The 17079-nt window shown below is 43.4% G+C and carries 17 protein-coding genes and 1 pseudogene; 4 read left to right on the top strand and 14 right to left on the bottom strand.

The window, feature by feature from the left end; genetic code table 11:
- The first annotated feature begins 75 nt into the window (after positions 1-75).
- Complete coding sequence (gene truA, locus ACQRBN_RS07135) at positions 76-813, top strand: tRNA pseudouridine(38-40) synthase TruA (protein ID WP_427738302.1); 738 nt, start codon at positions 76-78, stop codon at positions 811-813.
- A gap of 67 nt (positions 814-880) precedes the next feature.
- On the opposite strand, the gene ACQRBN_RS07130 is transcribed toward truA, so the two are convergent.
- From ACQRBN_RS07130 to garR, 6 genes and pseudogenes are all read right to left on the bottom strand, one after another.
- Entirely contained in the window at positions 881-1636 is a 756-nt protein-coding gene (locus ACQRBN_RS07130; RefSeq protein ID WP_427738301.1) for a DeoR/GlpR family DNA-binding transcription regulator, read from the bottom strand.
- Positions 1637-1749: 113 nt separating this feature from the next.
- Positions 1750-3153: a GntP family permease gene (locus tag ACQRBN_RS07125; RefSeq protein ID WP_427738300.1), complete on the bottom strand. Its 1404-nt coding sequence runs from the start codon at positions 3151-3153 to the stop codon at positions 1750-1752.
- 29 nt (positions 3154-3182) lie between these two features.
- Positions 3183-4181 (bottom strand): 4-hydroxythreonine-4-phosphate dehydrogenase PdxA, encoded by a 999-nt coding sequence (gene pdxA / locus ACQRBN_RS07120; protein WP_427738299.1) that lies wholly within the window; start codon positions 4179-4181, stop codon positions 3183-3185.
- Positions 4182-4221: 40 nt separating this feature from the next.
- The gene (locus ACQRBN_RS07115) at positions 4222-5526 is read right to left on the bottom strand and encodes a four-carbon acid sugar kinase family protein (RefSeq protein ID WP_427738298.1); all 1305 of its coding nucleotides are present in this window, start codon (positions 5524-5526) and stop codon (positions 4222-4224) included.
- Between the two features lie 117 nt (positions 5527-5643).
- A complete protein-coding gene (locus ACQRBN_RS07110) occupies positions 5644-7068 on the bottom strand; it encodes a four-carbon acid sugar kinase family protein (protein WP_427738297.1) in 1425 nt (474 codons plus the stop codon).
- Positions 7069-7163: 95 nt separating this feature from the next.
- Positions 7164-8057: pseudogene (garR, locus tag ACQRBN_RS07105) on the bottom strand (2-hydroxy-3-oxopropionate reductase); the annotation flags it as partial.
- 366 nt (positions 8058-8423) lie between these two features.
- Between garR and ACQRBN_RS07100 the strand changes: the two are divergent.
- Positions 8424-9068, top strand: coding sequence for a GntR family transcriptional regulator (locus tag ACQRBN_RS07100; RefSeq protein ID WP_427738296.1), 645 nt, complete (start codon positions 8424-8426; stop codon positions 9066-9068).
- 415 nt (positions 9069-9483) lie between these two features.
- On the opposite strand, the gene ACQRBN_RS07095 is transcribed toward ACQRBN_RS07100, so the two are convergent.
- The 3 genes from ACQRBN_RS07095 to ACQRBN_RS07085 are packed head-to-tail and all read right to left on the bottom strand — an operon-like array spanning position 9484 to position 11354.
- Positions 9484-10059, bottom strand: a complete 576-nt coding sequence (locus ACQRBN_RS07095; protein ID WP_427738295.1) for an HD domain-containing protein — start codon at positions 10057-10059, stop codon at positions 9484-9486.
- A gap of 12 nt (positions 10060-10071) precedes the next feature.
- On the bottom strand, positions 10072-10476 hold the full coding sequence (locus tag ACQRBN_RS07090) for a secondary thiamine-phosphate synthase enzyme YjbQ (RefSeq protein WP_427738294.1): 405 nt from the start codon (positions 10474-10476) through the stop codon (positions 10072-10074).
- Positions 10477-10496: 20 nt separating this feature from the next.
- Entirely contained in the window at positions 10497-11354 is an 858-nt protein-coding gene (locus tag ACQRBN_RS07085) for a patatin-like phospholipase family protein (RefSeq protein WP_427738293.1), read from the bottom strand.
- Between the two features lie 190 nt (positions 11355-11544).
- On the opposite strand from ACQRBN_RS07085, the gene ACQRBN_RS07080 reads away from it, so the two are divergent.
- Positions 11545-13179 (top strand): ABC-F family ATP-binding cassette domain-containing protein, encoded by a 1635-nt coding sequence (locus ACQRBN_RS07080; protein ID WP_427738292.1) that lies wholly within the window; start codon positions 11545-11547, stop codon positions 13177-13179.
- Between the two features lie 63 nt (positions 13180-13242).
- Here the strand turns inward: ACQRBN_RS07080 and ACQRBN_RS07075 are convergent, their stop codons facing one another.
- From ACQRBN_RS07075 to ACQRBN_RS07065, 3 genes are all read right to left on the bottom strand, one after another.
- Positions 13243-13761: a hypothetical protein gene (locus ACQRBN_RS07075; protein WP_427738291.1), complete on the bottom strand. Its 519-nt coding sequence runs from the start codon at positions 13759-13761 to the stop codon at positions 13243-13245.
- An 84-nt stretch (positions 13762-13845) separates the two neighbouring features.
- On the bottom strand, positions 13846-14850 hold the full coding sequence (gene trpS / locus ACQRBN_RS07070) for a tryptophan--tRNA ligase (RefSeq protein ID WP_427738290.1): 1005 nt from the start codon (positions 14848-14850) through the stop codon (positions 13846-13848).
- Positions 14851-14957: 107 nt separating this feature from the next.
- Entirely contained in the window at positions 14958-15593 is a 636-nt protein-coding gene (locus ACQRBN_RS07065; protein ID WP_427738289.1) for a histidine phosphatase family protein, read from the bottom strand.
- A 135-nt stretch (positions 15594-15728) separates the two neighbouring features.
- Between ACQRBN_RS07065 and ACQRBN_RS07060 the strand changes: the two genes are divergently transcribed.
- Positions 15729-16208, top strand: coding sequence for an S-ribosylhomocysteine lyase (locus tag ACQRBN_RS07060; RefSeq protein WP_427738288.1), 480 nt, complete (start codon positions 15729-15731; stop codon positions 16206-16208).
- Between the two features lie 130 nt (positions 16209-16338).
- Here ACQRBN_RS07060 and ACQRBN_RS07055 read toward each other — a convergent pair whose 3' ends face one another.
- Positions 16339-16875, bottom strand: coding sequence for a cysteine hydrolase family protein (locus ACQRBN_RS07055; protein WP_427738287.1), 537 nt, complete (start codon positions 16873-16875; stop codon positions 16339-16341).
- Between the two features lie 54 nt (positions 16876-16929).
- Positions 16930-17076, bottom strand: a complete 147-nt coding sequence (locus ACQRBN_RS07050; protein ID WP_427738286.1) for a hypothetical protein — start codon at positions 17074-17076, stop codon at positions 16930-16932.
- Positions 17077-17079 lie beyond the last annotated feature (3 nt).

The raw sequence follows: 17079 nt of genomic DNA, 5'->3' as shown, positions 1-17079 counted from the left end.
AGATTTATATATACTAACGATAATTAAAATGGAAGAACCTCTATAAATACCTTACTATAAAGGAGACAAATGAAGATGAGAAATATCAAATTAACAATAGAATATGACGGCAGCCGCTACCAGGGCTGGACACGCCTTGGAAAAGACGAATCTAACAATACCATTTCCAATAAGATTGTTGAAGTACTGAAAAAGATGACGGATGAGTATCTGATCGAATTAAACTGCGGATGCCGCACAGAGGTTGGAGTCCACGCTTATGCACAGGTTGTGAACTTCAAGACCGAATGTACCATGGAGGTTCAGGATATCCAACATTACCTGAACCGCTATCTGCCAATGGATATTGCCATTGTGGATGTGGAAGAAGTCCCGGAACGTTTTCATGCTCAACTGAATGCGGTTTCCAAAACTTATGTATACCGTATGACCATCGATGATGTTCCAAGCGTATTCGACCGCAAATACACCTACCACTGCTATAAGATTCCGGACAAGCGTCTTATGCAGCAGGCATCCATTCTCCTGATTGGAAAACACGACTTCAAGAACTTCTCTTCCGCCAAGAAAACCAAGTCTACGCTGCGCGAACTCTATGATATCGAGATCTATGGCGATACAGAAGAGATGCAGATTCTGATCCATGCAGATGATTTTCTTCATAATATGGCACGTTTGATCGTGGGTACTTTGCTGGATATCGGGTTCGGCAACCGCCCGAAAGAAGACATCGAGGATATCTTCGCCGGAAGTCAGGAGCCAAGCGCTCCATGTGATCCGAAAGGGCTGTATCTCCAAGAGGTTGAATATTAGATTCTTAATTGGGGACAGGGCAAATCCAAAAAGGGACACGGCTATTTTAATTAGGGACGGGGGAAATTTAAAAAACCCCCGTCCCCATTATAACTGCATTTAGTTTCTCTAACTTTTTCCGTTCTTCGGAAGTAAATTCTCTATCAGTAATCACTCCCGTATAATCTCCCAGATGGTTGATCCTCGTCATCGCCTGCTGTCCGAACTTGGACCTGTCCACTACCAGATATGATTTTTCACACTGCATCGGGGTATACCGTTTCAGCCACATCTTATCAAAGGTAGGCGTTGTCACCTCGAAGTCATCATTAATCGAAGCCGCTCCGAAGAATCCCACATCAAATTTAAAATCTGCCAGCATCTGTGTTGCATAACGTCCGAACATACTTCCAGTCTCCTTCTGTATGCTGCCGCCACAGATGAACAGTTCTGCCTCACTCTTCTTCAGCAGTTGTGCAATCTCAAGATCATTCGTAACGATCAGTATTCCCCGCATATCCTTGATCAGTTTGGCAATCTCATAAGTTGTTGTCCCTGCATCCAAGAATACTGTATCTCCTTCTGATACCAGAGGAAAACAGATCTTCGCCAACAATTCTTTTTCCTTCTTGTGGCTTGTCTGCTTATCCGCATAAGTCACTTCCTGCTTTGCCACAGCCCCTCCATGGCAGCGTTCGATCACATTGTTCTCCTGTAACTTCACCAGATCCCTGCGAATCGTCATTGGGCTGACTTTCAATTCCTTTGCCAGTTCATCTACCTGTGCGCTGCCTTTCTGCTGAACCAATTCAACAATCATTGCCTGTCTCTCTGCTGCTAACATCTGCTTACCCCTCTTTTACAAATATGCAGCGAAAGATATTTCTTCCGCTGCATATTATTTTACCTCATTGTAAAAAGATATTCAATTACCTAAAAATATTACATAAAGATACCTTACATAAAGATATTCAGTACCAGAACCTCAACAACACCAACTGCCCATGCAACGGTAGATGTAACAGACCATATAGTTAACTGATCCTTTGCTTCGCTTACTCCAAGAGTTCTGTTAACAACCCAGAAATAACTATCATTAAAGTATCCGAAGAACAGAGAACCTACACAGCATGCTACTGCTCCCAGCAGCGGGCTTGCGCCTGATGCTACAACGATTGGTGCAGAGATACTTGCTGCTGTTGTCATAGCTACTGTACCAGAACCCTGGATGAATCTCATTGCGGTAGAGATAATCAGCGGAAGGATAATAATCGGAATTGCTGTCTGCGCAAGACCGTCCGCCATGAATGTTCCAAGCCCTGAATCTTTGATAATCTGTCCAAGAGCGCCACCGCCGCCTGTTACCAGCATAATGATACCTGCTGACATCATACCTTTCTCCATCTCAGTAAGGCAAGTATGTCTGTCAAGTTTTCTTCCCAGTGTAAAGATAGCTACCAAAAGTCCAAGTCCTACTGCTACGATTGGCTGTCCAAGGAAGATCAGTATTTCCATAATACCACTGGTCTGTCCTAATGCAGAAGCGATCGTATTAATTAAGATCAGAATAATCGGCACGATCAGAGGCATGAAAGACTCTAATGTTCCCGGCATTCCTGTCATATCCATAGAGAATGCACCTTCATAATCTGGCTCCTGGTATGGTGCTTCAACTACTTCACCTTCCTCGTTAACAACACGATAGTATTTCTTTGCCAAGAACATTCTTGCATAAGCAATACATGCAATCGCCATTGGAATCGCAAGCACAATTGTTAACAGGATAAATTTGCCAACATCAATTCCGAAGATACCACATACGCCCAGAGGACCCGGTGTAGGTGGAACTAATGAGTGAGTGATTACAAGACCGGCCGCCAGTGATACGCCAAGTGCGATGACAGATTTCTTTGTTGCTTTGGAAATCGCTTTTGCAATCGGTGCAAGTACCACGAATCCGGAGTCACAGAAGATCGGGATTGATACAAGGAAACCGGTAAGTGCTAACGCTTCCTCTTCTCTCTTCTTACCAAATAACTTAAGGAATGTATGCGCCATTCTCTTTGCTGCTCCTGTTACCTCGAAGATCTGTCCCATCATAACACCGAAGCCGATAATAATACCGATACTTCCCAATGTTCCTCCGAAACCTGATGTGATCGAATTCACAATACCAAATGTCTTACCATCTTCCAGTGTGATATTCGTAAGCGGCATTCCACCTACAACACCTACGATAATCGTACAGATAATCAATGCAAGAAATGCCTGTACTTTTGTTTTCAATACTAAGAATATCAGGACTGCGATACCAATCGCCAGACCAATTAACATTCTTTCCCCACTAAGTCCGTTTACCATAATTGACCTCCTCTTCCTTCTTTAAAGAATTACTTTGTAAAATTGGGTGCGTATTTCGCCGCCAACAGTATGGCTTCGATCATGCTGACCGCACTTACAATTCCCTTTCCTGCGATATCAAATGCAGTTCCGTGATCTACAGATGTCCGAAGAATCGGCATGCCATTCGTAATTGCAATGGTCTTCTCAAAATCAAGAGTTTTCGTTGCAATATGTCCCTGGTCATGATACAAAGACAATACGCTGTTATATCTTCCAATTGCAGCCTGGTGGAATACAGAATCTGCTCCGATTGGTCCTACAACATTGTAGCCCTCTGCCTGTAATTCCTCAACAGCCGGCGTGATCTCATTCACTTCTTCCCATCCGAACAGCCCATGTTCTCCACTGTGCGGATTCAGTCCGGCAATTGCCATCGTTCCATCTGTAACACCGAGTTTCTTAAGTGCTTCCATACAACGCTTGACATAATCCTTAATTCTTTCTTTTGTGATCATATCTAACATCTCTCTTAAGGATACGTGTCTCGTCAGGAAGAATACGCGCATTCCATTGGTCTCGAACATGGTCAGAGGATCTTCTGTATTGGTAAGAGCACCGAAGATCTCCGTATGTCCGATAAAATTAATCTCACCTGCACGCAGAGACTCCTTATTGATCGGCGTTGTAGCGACAGCATCGACCTTGCCATCGTTCGCAAGTTCAATACTTTTTGCAATATATTCATATGCAGCTTTCCCGCACATTCCATTGACCTTGCCGAATTCGAATTCAGCCATGTCAACATTGCCTAAATCGATCAGATTCAAAACTCCTTCACGGAAATCTCCTTCTTCCGGCTCATGAATAACATGAACCTCAAGATCTGCTCCAACAATCTTGATTGCATTCTCCATGACGGTCTTGTCTCCGACAATGATACAATCTGCTACGTCAAATACTTCCTTTGAAGCAATTGATTTTGCAACAATCTCTGGTCCGACTCCTGCCGGATCTCCAATAGGTACTGCGATTAGTGATTTTCTCATGATATTCTCTTCCTTTCATTGATAAATATTTGATTTGTTTTTAGATATACAGTTTCTCTTTCAGATAGGTAATGCATCGGTTAATGGCATCGCGTCCGCCCTGGCTGCCGCCCTTGGTAATGATATGCACGCCTTCGAACTCACCTTTTAAGAATTGTCCGTACGCCGCAAGCGGCAACACCTCATCCATCAGGCTCAATCCGGCAGTCTGAAACTTCTCGCACACTGCCACCGTCACATCACCTCCACTGGTATATAATCCCTTGAAGGTCGGCTCACTCTTAAATATCCGGTAAGTAATCTCTGCAAATGCACTGTTAATCATTCCCGTCACCTTATCCAGCGAACATTCATACTGCTTCATATAAGGTTTGAAATCAATCCGGTTCTCAGGATAGATTCCATCGCCGGTTACCGTAGATACTACGTTACGATCACACTCCTCCAGAATCAATCTGGTTACCCGCGCAATCTCCTGCTCTCTTCTCTCATCACCTTCTAAGAGTTCCTTCGTATTCACGAACACGTTATGCGTTCTCTGAGAGAGCCACAATTCTTCCATCTGTACGGTAGTATTCGGATTCACGCTTCCCACTACGGCAAGGATCTTATTCTTCTCCTTCTTCTCAGAAGGTACGATTAATTTCCTTGACAGCGTTGCGGTAAACACACCCGGATCAACCGTTACGACCTTGAGTTTGCTCCTTATTGCTGCATCCGCAATCAGATCCAGATCTTCCTGCGTCACACAGTCGATTACAAGAATCCGGCTTCCTTCGGCAACACACTTGTTCATCAGATCCGCCAGATAATGCTTGCCATGCATCAGATCCTTCATCAGAATCGATGACACCTGATACTTACTCTGCTCACGGAACAGAACTGCTGCTTCGGATACTTTTACTGGAGTCTTTGGATCAATGGCAATATTCGTCTTATGCAGCGGAATTCCATCCACCAGCATATAGCCACCTATTACAATCCTTCCGGAAGACGGGAAGCACGGCGCTACAATCGCTACATAATCCTCTCCAAGACAATCCAGCATCGCGTCCGTCTCACTTCCCAAGTTCCCCCTTAAAGTACTGTCGATCCTCTTTGCATAGACCTTTACCTCGTCTCCTTTCAGAAGACTGCACACATTATGTACCCGGTTATAAGCAATCTCTGCGTCTACGCCCCGACTGTCCGTCGGATATAGTACACAATCGCAGTCGGACAGGGTAGACAGTTCAATCCGTTCCGTGTTCATCACCGTATATGCTTTATAATTCATCTTCTTTAGAAGTACACCGGTGGCATTGGCGCCCGTCAGGTCATCTGCTATCACAACACACTGTGGCATAACCAGCCTCCTTTCACAAAAAACTCATTGTTCTTTTATGTCAATTTAATCTATTTTTTATCAATGTTTTCGGCTAATCGCACAATTAAAATGTTTGTTTTTGTTCACATTAGACAACTATTCGTTCATCAGTACCTCTACGGCTTCTTTTAAGGTTGTAATCTCGCCAACATTTCCCGGGAAGATTACATACGGTGTCATCGGGAATTTGCTCTCTTCCCCAGTCTGCCATACCGGAATTCCAGGCTTGATCTGTCCCAGCACATTGGCTTTCTTAACAGCAAGTGCTTTGGTTCCTACATCACTAGAGGTAATTCCACCTTTCGCAATGACGAAACTCGGTGTAATGCTTAAGCGCCCAACCAGTGACTGTACCGCATCAGAGATCTTAACAGACAATCTAAGTTCATCCTCCTTATCACCGGTATCAGCCGTAATCAATGCACGCGTAGTATAGCAGCACACTGTTTTTCCTGCTTTGATGCATTCCTCTTCTTTGTCAAGGCATCTCTGCACCTCTACCTCGAATGCAGCATCATCTTTTACTAAAGTTGCATCCAATTCGATGAATTCAATATCAGACAGTTCTTTTAATGCTTCCACCTGCTTGGTTGTCTTGTCTGTATGAGAACCTACTACAACGATTCCGCCATTTGAAGTTTCTTTCACTACCATCTGCTTTCTGGTAAGAAGCGGCTGGTCCGTGACTGCTCCCATCACTTTTACGATTGCTGCTGCAGTACGGAACATGAATACTTTACCTTTAGCCATCGCACGATACAGCGCAACACAGAATACTTTTACATCCACATAATCTACTGCATTTACGATAATCTTGTTAAAATCTTTCACTTCCATTAACTGCGCTTCAATCTTATCAATATCCATATTGTGGATATCCTCAAGAGAGATGCAGGTAACATCAGATGCCTTATATGCTCCCTTCGTCTTCTCTTCTACATATTCCGGCATAGTTGCTGCCGTGTAGCCAAATGTCTTATCCTTTGCAAATTCTGTCTCATTCGCCGGAACAAGTTCATCGCCATATTTTACATAGTGTACATTCTCGATGGTAAAACGTCCACCTTCCTTGAAGAAAGGACACAGAATCTCTCCATCAATCGTCTTACCTGTATTCTTCTCGTAATTACTCTTCAGAAGTTCCGTCTCCAGTGGATAATGACCACGAAGCGTACTGTCACTGCGACTGATAAATATGTATTCTTTTCCAGTCTCTTTTGCAACTTCGTCTACAACTGCTGCGATCTCATTGTGAGCTTTTGTTGTCTGTTCTACGGTAAATCCTCTGGAATTCGTCAATACATAGAACAGGTTGTTCTCTTCTTCAAATCCCTGACGGATACTGTCCTTCTCCCAGTTGGTATATACTGAGATGTCATGAACCGTCTGAACTCCCGTCGGGTCGTCATCCAATACAACGATTTTCTTGTTGTTTGCTTCAATTTCATTCTTTAACAGACCATCAATATATTCTTCGTCAATTTTCTTATATGAAGTTAACACTTCCACATTGATTGCCATATTTTCTTCCTCCTAACCAGACTCATTTTCGTCAAATAGCCTTAAACCACATATAAACATTGGCTTCTGCCACGACCATCCGCTATGACTAAGGCTTAGTCGAATTTTTTAACTTCTACATCTGCCAGTTTTTCAAAATACTGTACGATTCCGCCGTGATCATCATTCATATGTCCGTGAATCTTCAATGACTGAAGAATCTCATATAACTGTGCTGTATATGGAATCGGAACGTCGATGGAATGTGCTGTATTTACAACGTTCTTAATATCTTTGTGGTTGATACGGATCGGTCCGCCCGGTTTGAAATTACGCTCTACGATCATTGGAATCTTAGCATCCAGAACTGCACTTCCTGCAAGTCCTCCACGGATTGCTTCGTATACCTTCTGCGGATCTGCGCCAGCCTTTGTAGCCAGAACGAATGCTTCTGATACAACTGCGATTGTGTTGTTAACGATTACCTGATTCGCTAACTTTGTAACACTTCCGCTTCCGGATGCACCGATCAACAATGCAGAAGATCCTAAGATATCAAAATACTCTTTCATTGCATTGAAATCTTCTTCATCTCCGCCAGCCATGATTGCAAGTGTTCCAGCAATTGCTCCCGGCTCCCCGCCAGATACAGGAGCATCCACAAATCCAACTCCTTTTTCCTTCAGACCGTTGTAGCATTCCTGAGATTCTACAGGAGTAACGGAACTCATATCACATACAACGGTTCCCGCCTTAATTGTAGATGCAACTCCATTCTCGCCAAATAAGATAGACTTCGTAATCTCTCCGCTTGGAACCATAATGATGATTCTCTCACACGCTGCTCCAATCTCAGCATATGAACCCTCCGTTGCACCTGCAGCAACAACGTCTGCAACTGCTTCTTTGTTCAGGTCGGCAACCATCAGGTCTACGCCTGCCTTCAGCATGTTCTTTGCCATTGGTCTTCCCATGATACCAAGTCCAATAAATCCTACTTTCATTCTTTTTACTTCCTTTCTTTTTTGATTTCACTTTTGATTACATTTTGTTGTCAATAAGTGTTCATTCTTGAAATAATCTGTTCATTATTTCCTTCGTTACGTTGACTATACTACATACCGGTATACCGGTCAAGATGTTATTTTTCTTTCTCCCTTTTCTACAGTTTTATCATTCATTTTTTGTGCATATTTGCTATATTTGTTATTTTTTTATCGTTATGATTTTAACATCTTGAACAACTATATTTATTTTCTGTAACCCTTACTATTGACCGATTTTCACGATTGTTGTATGATATTTACAGACTTTCAAATGACTTTTTTACGTCATTTTCGTTAAAAAAATATTTATATTTAATATAAGGAGTTTTTATGATACCGTTAAACGAACAGGCATATCAGCATCTTCAAAATCTAATTATGCAGGGAGAACTCTCTCCTGAAAAGATCTATTCAGAGACCAAACTATCCAAAGAATTAGGCATATCCCGTACCCCATTCCGCGACGCAGTCCACAGGCTTGCCCAAGAAGGATACATTGACATCATTCCTAGCAAAGGGATCATGCTTCATCAACTGACCCGGCAGGACATAGACGAAACCTTCCAGGTCCGCTCCGCACTAGAATGCTACTGTACTCTGCAGATTACAAAATCAGCCGTCAGACGTCCGGTAAAGAAATTATTAAAGGAGTTACACTTCCTTACAGATATGTTAAAAGATATTATGGAATCCAGTAATTCGATTGAAGAATTCTGTGACTATGATTTCCAATTTCATACGAAGATTATAGAGTATTCCGGAAATGCGCAGTTCTCTTCCATCTTCGCCACATTCAAATATCGAATGCGCAGACTGGCGGAACTGTCACTTAAACACGAAGGTCGTATGCTGGATACGTATAATGAGCACCTGGCGATCGTGGAGGCGATGGAGAAGGGAGATGTGGAACATATCTATGAGATAACGTTGCGCCATATGGATACGGCCAGGGGAATCAACTTGGATGATTTGTAAGAACAGGGGAATTTTGTTCGTGAAGAGTCACTTGTAAAGTGTACGGCAGAGAGGGGCGGTATGGTGGGGCACATCCGACTCCAATCGCCTACAAGCCGTAAGTTCAAAAGAGGTCTGAAATTAGGCACCGACTATAGCGGACGTAAAATCTTGATGATTTTCCGCCCACGATAGTCTGGACTTCTGTACTGGTAGCACAGAAGCCCTCCTAATTCCAGACCTCTTTTTCACGAACGGCTTGTACAGCTCTTCTACGGATATGCCCCACCATACCGCCCCTCTCTACCTGACATTCTTACGTATGATCTTAACGAACGGGAAGGATTCCGGCGGGAATGCGTGGAGAACGATGTTGGATGAATAACGGAAAATCTTGAGCGCCTAGAAATATCAAGCAGAAGGATCTATTTCTCCACTACTTCCCTTCTTCTATCTTATCCACAGAATCCTGCTCCACAGTCTTACGCAACGAACGAAGATAAGTCGAAAACTGCGCCTGTTCTTGCCCATAAGTCATCTGAAGTTCATACTCCAACGGAAGCCAGGTATCAATCGAAGCCTCATTGTGCTGAATCAATGCCTCCATCTTATCTAATGCATGGACAATCTTGGCTTCCGGTGTCTTGTTGGCTTCTAACTCCTGGATCATGCTTAACAGTTCTTCTTGCTGTGCCGCCGGAAGTATCCCCGCCACATGCTCAATTGCTTTCGCCTCTTTCTCATGATCCGTTTTCTTCTTCTCAAAGCATGGTACATCCCCGGTCACTGCTTCGCCCAGATCATGGAACAGGCACATCTTCATAACTTTATCCATATCACAGTCCGGGAATTCTCTTGCCATGTCTTCCTTTACAAGCCATGCAAATACACACAGACGGTATGTATGTTCTGCCACGCTCTCATGCCTTCCCGAGGATGTCCAGGAATGTCTTGTATTGCACTTTAGTTTCTCAGCAACTGCCATAAAATCCAGCAATGTTCGGTTATCCATCGTAATCTTCTTCTATCCTTCCATAATCTTTACATAGAATTTTCGGTTTCTTGGACCGTCGAATTCACAGAAATACACATCCTGCCAGATTCCCAACACCAATTCGCCCCTATTTAGAATCAATGTCTGGGATGGTCCTACAAAACTAGTCTTAATATGAGCATGGGAATTCCCTTCCATATGCTGATAATAACTGGTTCTTGTCGGGAATGCTTCTTCCAGTCCATACAGCATATCGTGTACTACATCCGGGTCAGCATTCTCATTAATGGTGAAACCTGCGGTAGTATGCGGAGAATACACTACCACAATCCCATTCTGGATGCCGCTTTTTTCAATATCCTCCCGGATCATGTTCGTCACTTTCGCCATCTGCTGTGCACTTTTTGTCGAGATACGGTGTTCAAATAAGTTCATAATCTGCCCTCCATACTTTCTTATATTTCCAGATAATCCTTAAGCGCCTGATACTCTCTCTTCATCAGATAATATCCATGATTATAGAAATGCATCAGTGCATCATAATTCTTCTCAAGCCTAGATACTGTCGGAATCAAAGGTCTCAACACGAATATCTTCCCTTCTCTTTCCAGTTTCTCAATCAACTTCACTTGCTGATTGTACACATAATTCCTCCGAATTGTTGTGCGTACCAGATTCGGATATGTCTTATAGGCTTTTCGATAGAGATCCGCGACTGCCCTGGAAGTAGGTTTCTTATGGTATCCCGGATTCCTGGTCAGAATCAGAACTACTTTATCGTTTCCTAATTCCAATGCTCTCTTTACTGGAATCGAATCTGCCAGACCGCCATCCAAATAAGGGATTCCATCTACATTTACGATTGGCGAAACCAATGGCATACTACTGGATGCACGGCAGATCTTCATCAGACGGTCTCTATCGCTTCTTTCCGTCATATATTCTGCCTGTCCCGTCTCGCAATTCGTTGTTACAATCTCGCATTCCATCTCAGATGCAAAATACGTATCATAATCAAACGGGAAGAATCCATTCGGGTATTTGTCAAATATCATATCCATATCCATCAGGCTCTTCTCTTTGATGAATTTCGAAAAGCCATGATAATAATTATATTCCTTCTCTCTGTGAATCATACAATCCCTGGTTCTGCCCGGCTGTCTGGATACATAGTCTACTCCATTGCAAGAACCGGCGGACACACCGATCACATGGGACAGATACAGATCCTGCTCCATCAGATAATCTAAAACGCCTGAAGTGAACACCCCTCTGGTCGCCCCACCTTCAAGTACAATTGTTGCTTTTGTCATAATCTATACCCCACTTTCTTATCTGCTATTATATACCATTTTTCCTATAAAAAAACTGAAAGTTTTATTAAGTCACTATATTTCAATGATATCGAAACATAACAACTTGCTATTTTCTGGTATATTTGATAATATAAGCAAGGTATATAAATATGAATCATTTTCAAACAAGAAGGAGTATGTAACTGCTATGATTAGTACAAGCAATGTAACACTACGTGTTGGAAAAAAAGCCCTGTTTGAAGACGTCAATATCAAATTCACCGAAGGAAACTGCTACGGTCTGATCGGTGCCAACGGTGCCGGAAAGTCTACATTCCTTAAGATTCTTTCCGGTCAGTTAGAGCCAAGCAAAGGCGAGGTTATCATTACCCCCGGCGAGCGTCTCTCTTTCCTTCAGCAGGATCACTTTAAATACGACGAATACCCTGTTCTTGACACGGTCATGATGGGAAATGCACGTCTCTATGAGATTATGAAAGAAAAAGAAGTCATCTACGCCAAAGAAGACTTTACCGATGAAGATGGAATCAAAGCCAGCGAATTGGAAGCAGAATTCGCCGCTATGAACGGATGGGAAGCAGAATCCGATGCTGCAACACTTCTGAATGGTCTTGGCATCCCGACTGAGATGCACTATGAGATCATGCAGAACTTAAATGGACCAGAAAAAGTCAAGGTGCTTCTTGCTCAAGCGCTTTTTGGCAATCCGGACATTCTTCTTTTGGATGAGCCTACCAACCACTTAGATCTGGATGCGATTGCATGGCTGGAAGAATTCCTGATTAACTTCGACAATACGGTTATCGTAGTATCCCATGACCGCTACTTCCTGAATAAAGTCTGTACACAGATTGCAGACATCGACTACGGCAAGATCAAACTTTACGCTGGTAACTATGACTTCTGGTATGAGTCCAGCCAGTTATTGATCCGTCAGATGAAGGAAGCAAATAAGAAGAAAGAAGAAAAGATCAAAGAACTTCAGGAGTTCATCTCCAGGTTCAGCGCCAACGCTTCCAAGTCCAAGCAGGCAACTTCCAGAAAGCGTGCGCTGGAGAAGATCCAGTTGGATGATATCCAGCCATCCAGCCGTAAGTATCCTTATATTGATTTCCGTCCTAACCGCGAGATTGGTAACGAGGTTCTTACCGTAGATGGATTAAGCAAGACAATTGACGGAGAGAAAGTCTTAGACAACATCTCTTTTACTTTGGGTCATGATGACAAAGTTGCTTTCGTAGGAAGCAATGAACTTGCCAAAACTACCCTGTTCCAGATTCTCGCAGGCGAGATGGAGCCGGATGAAGGAACTTATAAATGGGGAATCACCACTTCCCAGGCATATTTCCCTCTGGACAGCGGCGCCGAATTCGACAACGACTACACTATCGTTGAGTGGCTGACCCAGTATTCTGAAGAAAAGGACGTCACCTATGTACGTGGTTTCCTGGGACGTATGCTCTTCTCCGGAGATGATGGAGTAAAGAGAGTAAATGTACTTTCCGGTGGCGAGAAGGTACGCTGCCTCTTATCCAAGATGATGATCTCCGGAGCCAACGTATTGCTCCTTGATGAGCCTACCAACCACTTGGATATGGAAAGCATCACCGCTCTTAATAACGGTATGATCAAATTCCCTGGTGTAATCTTATTCTCATCCAGAGACCACCAGATCGTACAGACCACTGCGAACCGTATCATGGAGATCGTTCCGGGCGGCAAATTGATCGACAAGATCACTACCTACGATGAATATCTGGAAAGCGATGAGATGGCAAGAAAGAGACAGACATATACTGTACAGCAGGAAGAGGACGACTAAGTACCCGAAGCAAACTAATGGCAGATTCCCAAGAGAGAATCTGCCATTTTAAATTCTATCATTCTATGAAACTCTCGCCCGCAGTTCATGATACACCTGGTCGAACTTCTTCTGCATCCCGTCATCTTTCACACAGGATACAATCTCATGGCGGACACCTTGTTTATCGGTAAGGAACAGGGTCTTCTTCACATTGCCCTGTAACCCTACTTCTACCTTCTCCATATCCTCTAACTGATACACATATACATCACTTTGCTCCACAAGCACATAGTCCTTCGCAATCATCAAATGATAATCCGGAATCTCAGTCAGATTCGGATCTGCCAACTGATGAAAGAACTCTTCCTGATCTCTGATGCCATCTAATTTGCTCTTTAATTCCTTCTGTGACTTCATATTCGTTACTGCAAGGAACGCACCTGCCACAGCCAGTATCAATGCCAGCATAATATTCGAAAAAAGACAGATGAAAGCCACCGCCAGCAGGCTTGCCCATACAATCATTCCTGTCTGCAGTTTCTTTGCCCGTTCCTGGATAAAATCATAATACTTTTGCTGACCTGCCGTCTGGATATTCATCTTCTACGCCTCTTTTCTTAATACTTATTATCATTTCCACTATCAATTCCTACTGGCATGCTGCAGAAATACCAAATTCTCTTACTAGCGGATTCTCTCCGGGAATCCAATCTTCTTCTGTACTTTTCTTAAAGTCTTATTAGAGAAATACTGTGCTTTCTCAGCATTATTCTTAATGATTCCATCAATATAAGCCTTATCTTTCTCAAGTCTTGCGACCTCATCCTGAAGTGGCTTCAGAACGCTAACGACTGCTTCTCCTACTGCCATCTTGAAATCGCCATATCCCTTGCCATCGAATTCCTTCACCACATCTTCCGGCTTCTTTCCGGTGCATGCACTATAGATATCGATCAGGTTCTTAACTCCCGGCTGCTCATCACGATACAGAATCTGCGCTTCTGAATCCGTTACCGCACGTTTACATTTACGAATGATTGTATCCGGATCATCCATAAGATAGATGCTGGCATTCGGATTCTCATCAGACTTGGACATCTTCTTTGACGGATCCTGAAGGCTCATGATTCTGGCTCCAACTTTTCCAATGTATGCTTCCGGAATTGTAAATACATTTCCATAGATATTGTTGAATCGCTCTGCAATATCTCTTGTAATCTCCAGATGCTGCATCTGGTCACTTCCAACCGGAACCACATCTGCCTGATAGAGCAGGATATCTGCCGCCATCAGTACCGGATATGTAAATAATCCCGCATTGATATTATCCGCATGTTTTGCTGCCTTGTCCTTGAACTGAGTCATACGGTTCAACTCTCCCATATAAGTAAAGCAGTTCAGTATCCATGCCAGTTCTGCATGACCGGATACATGGGACTGATAGTAGATACAGTTCTTCTCCGGATCAAGTCCCGCTGCAATGTACAGAGTCAGAAGCGCTCTTGCCCTCTTTCTAAGTGTTGCCGGGTCCTGTCTCACAGTAATGGAATGCATATCTACCACGCTGTAGAAACACTCATACTCATCACTTAAAGTCACCCAGTTCTTCAATGCGCCCAGATAATTCCCCAATGTCAGGTTACCTGTTGCCTGCATACCGCTAAATAATACTTTCTTATCTCCAATCATCTTCTCATCCTCCATATTATTTCTATTATTAGACTTCTATAGCATTCTTTATCCTATCATCATCTAACATCAAAATTCATTCTTTGTAATGTACTTCTCTTACTTCATTACTTATCCCAGGACTCTACCTTATCATCATAATAAACCACGTTCTCTGACAGAATCTCCGGGATTCCGCTCGTTACCTGTACCTCTGTCACCGCGCAGTTCTTATGTACGCCAAGCCCCCAATATTCTGATATGGGCTTGCCTTTCATGTTATTCAAAAGACCTGCCAGCGCGGCACCATGGGTCGTAATCAGTATACTACTATCCTGATACTCTTTCTTATGATATAATTCCTGCAGGAATTCTCCCGTTCTCTTCTTCACATCAGCAAAATCTTCGCCTTCCGGCGGAGCCGTATATCGTTCCGGTCCATCAAAGAACCGATGGAATTCCTCCGGAAGTTCCCAGCCATCCTTAGAACAGCTCTTCCCTTCATACTCACCGAATGACATCTCTATAATCCGCCCGTCTTCTATAATAGGGATCTCTCTGCCCTCCAGAATCAGTTCTGCAGTCTCCTTCGCTCTGGATAAAGGACTGGTATAACACACATCAAAAGAAATCTTCGCAAGTCCCTTCGCCGTCTTCCTTGCCAGTGTTCTTCCAAACTCATCCAGTGGAATATCCACCTGACCCTGAAGTCTTCTCTTCTTATTCCATTCCGTCTCTCCGTGCCTTACGATATATAGCCTCATCTTCTGCCTCCTTAACGTACTCTGTAAGTATATCACATCTCCTCATAGTTTTCATTAGTAAATTCACCAGAAAAGTGTTATAATATCACTACTCACTGTATCATCAGTAAATTATAAAAGGAGCTGTGAAGAATTATGGAAAAGATCACAAGTTTTACAATAGACCATCTGCGTCTCGTTCCGGGAGTCTATGTTTCCCGAATCGACTATGTAGCAGGCAATCCTGTTACTACTTTCGATATCCGTATGACAAGCCCGAATGATGAGCCGGTTATGAATACTGCTGAAGTTCATACCATCGAACATCTGGCTGCCACATTCCTGCGGAATCATGAAACCTACGCTGACAAGACCATCTACTTTGGTCCAATGGGATGCCGTACAGGCTTCTATCTTCTCCTTGCCGGTCAGTATGAATCCAGGGATATCGTCCCGTTAATGACCGAGATGTTTACATTCATTGCTGATTTTGAAGGAGAAGTACCTGGTGCAAGCGCCAAAGACTGCGGCAATTACCTGGATATGAATCTCCCGATGGCAAGATACCTTGCAAAAAAATATCTGGATAACGTTCTTCTGAACATTACAGATGCACAGTTGACTTATCCTGCATAAGGCTACATTTCCATAACACTGGCGTCTGCATTCTATACTGCACCAACGCCAGTGTAATTATCTTTTTCAGTTTCTCAAGGCACCTCCCAGCCCTACCCAGATGAACTTATCCATAATCTGTCATGCCTTTCTATTCCACACATATAATCTGACACATCTTCATCGCTTCCAACGCATTCCTATGGCTTTCTGGTGTCACTCCGGCACAGCACGCCGCGTCCACAATCACCGGAACCTCCGGCAGGAATGCCTTCACAAGCATCGCATTGGATATCACGCAGATGTCCGTACACAGACCGACAAAAGTAACCGATTCAATCCCTTTCTTCCCCTGTTTCTTCAGATCTTCGTCCTGCGCTTTCAACACCTGCCCAAGCGCTGCGCTTCCAAATGTCGGCTTATCAATCGGCTCCTCTTTGCGAACCGCTTCAATCTCCGGATTCAGTTCCCATCCCTTCGTCCCTCTGACACAATGAACAACTGGAAGATTCTTCCCTTCCTGAGTCTCCAGATAATTCTCCTCATGTGTATCCCTGGTATAAAGTACCCTTCCCTCAAAATTACGGATCTTCTCCACAACCTTCGGCACTATCGTAACCGCTTCCTTCGTCCCAAGCGCCCCATCAATAAAATCATTCTGCATATCCACTACAACCAAAATATCCATAATACCATTCTCCCTTCATAATCAATCTGCCAAAACTACTATTTCTATTATATCTCACTTCTCCTCATAGTCAAATTGTATACACAATTTTCCAACAATTCGTAAGTTCAAAAGAGGCGAAAACTCAGCCATCTTACAGTCTGCGTTTTCACCTCTTTTGAACTTACGGATTGTAGACGACCGGAGTCGGTCTCCTGTCACCGG

The sequence above is a fragment of the Bariatricus sp. SGI.154 genome, assembly GCF_050313795.1.
Lineage (GTDB): Bacteria > Bacillota > Clostridia > Lachnospirales > Lachnospiraceae > CAMBRQ01.
The sequence above is the reverse complement of the archived record's forward strand: the minus strand, read 5'-3'. Positions and strand labels throughout refer to the sequence as shown.

Coding starts and splice junctions, on each gene's coding strand:
- truA (WP_427738302.1), top strand. CDS start 76: ATGAGAAATATCAAATTAACAATAGAATATGACGGCAGCCGCTACCAG.
- ACQRBN_RS07130 (WP_427738301.1), bottom strand. CDS start 1,636: ATGTTAGCAGCAGAGAGACAGGCAATGATTGTTGAATTGGTTCAGCAG.
- ACQRBN_RS07125 (WP_427738300.1), bottom strand. CDS start 3,153: ATGGTAAACGGACTTAGTGGGGAAAGAATGTTAATTGGTCTGGCGATT.
- pdxA (WP_427738299.1), bottom strand. CDS start 4,181: ATGAGAAAATCACTAATCGCAGTACCTATTGGAGATCCGGCAGGAGTC.
- ACQRBN_RS07115 (WP_427738298.1), bottom strand. CDS start 5,526: ATGCCACAGTGTGTTGTGATAGCAGATGACCTGACGGGCGCCAATGCC.
- ACQRBN_RS07110 (WP_427738297.1), bottom strand. CDS start 7,068: ATGGCAATCAATGTGGAAGTGTTAACTTCATATAAGAAAATTGACGAA.
- ACQRBN_RS07100 (WP_427738296.1), top strand. CDS start 8,424: ATGATACCGTTAAACGAACAGGCATATCAGCATCTTCAAAATCTAATT.
- ACQRBN_RS07095 (WP_427738295.1), bottom strand. CDS start 10,059: ATGGATAACCGAACATTGCTGGATTTTATGGCAGTTGCTGAGAAACTA.
- ACQRBN_RS07090 (WP_427738294.1), bottom strand. CDS start 10,476: ATGAACTTATTTGAACACCGTATCTCGACAAAAAGTGCACAGCAGATG.
- ACQRBN_RS07085 (WP_427738293.1), bottom strand. CDS start 11,354: ATGACAAAAGCAACAATTGTACTTGAAGGTGGGGCGACCAGAGGGGTG.
- ACQRBN_RS07080 (WP_427738292.1), top strand. CDS start 11,545: ATGATTAGTACAAGCAATGTAACACTACGTGTTGGAAAAAAAGCCCTG.
- ACQRBN_RS07075 (WP_427738291.1), bottom strand. CDS start 13,761: ATGAATATCCAGACGGCAGGTCAGCAAAAGTATTATGATTTTATCCAG.
- trpS (WP_427738290.1), bottom strand. CDS start 14,850: ATGATTGGAGATAAGAAAGTATTATTTAGCGGTATGCAGGCAACAGGT.
- ACQRBN_RS07065 (WP_427738289.1), bottom strand. CDS start 15,593: ATGAGGCTATATATCGTAAGGCACGGAGAGACGGAATGGAATAAGAAG.
- ACQRBN_RS07060 (WP_427738288.1), top strand. CDS start 15,729: ATGGAAAAGATCACAAGTTTTACAATAGACCATCTGCGTCTCGTTCCG.
- ACQRBN_RS07055 (WP_427738287.1), bottom strand. CDS start 16,875: ATGGATATTTTGGTTGTAGTGGATATGCAGAATGATTTTATTGATGGG.